Annotated in this window: 1 protein-coding gene; it reads left to right on the plus strand. The window is 45.4% G+C overall.

Annotation, left to right across the window (positions count from 1 at the left end; all coding sequences use genetic code 11):
- A partial coding sequence (locus ACFOET_RS17740; protein WP_379025163.1) for a hypothetical protein occupies nt 1–727 on the plus strand: 727 nt, incomplete at both ends.

Consider the following 727-nt stretch of genomic DNA (forward strand, 5'->3'; position numbering starts at 1 on the left):
CAAACGAATTGTGCTGGATCGCTATCGGTTGTAAAAACGACAAAAGTCAGCCAAGCGGACCTAGAAGCCCTTTTTTCCTTTGTGCCCCATTATCTGACAGACACCTACGATCAAGGGCTTTGGGAAGGAGTTCCAACCGAGATTAACTATGATGCCAATGATCCAAAAACAATCAGTCAGACGTATAAAACGGTTGTGGGAGACGTAGTATTAGCAGGCTCTCCAGCATGTTTTGGTTCTGCAGTGCGGATTAACCCGAAGGTTAAGATTACAAACAACGGCCCACATAACGGAAGAGGGTATGCAGGCCGGGTGTCTATTGTCAATAATGCTACAAATACCGAAATAAACTTCGTCCAATTAACGGAAACTCCGGTGGGAAGTACGGTTGATATAGACATAACCAGCGTGGTGCCTATCAGCGATTTGGTAGCGGGCAATATTAGTATCATCATTTCCGTAGAAACCTATCACACAGACAATTTTATCAAAGATTGGACAATATCCGACTTTTCGGCTGACTATCAATTTATACCGGAGTCTACTGAAAGCTGCTTTGATGAAGAAAGTTTCAGTGTAACGATTTATGAGATGCCTACCGCCGTTGCGGGCGCTGATCAAACGCAGTATAACAGCGGAGAATTTACATTAGATGCTACGGCTCCGACTCCGGGAACCGGCGAATGGAGCGTGGTTAGTGGTACGCCTGCAGTTGGAATAGTGGATG

The sequence above is a fragment of the Parapedobacter deserti genome, from assembly GCF_042646065.1.
Lineage (GTDB): Bacteria > Bacteroidota > Bacteroidia > Sphingobacteriales > Sphingobacteriaceae > Parapedobacter > Parapedobacter deserti.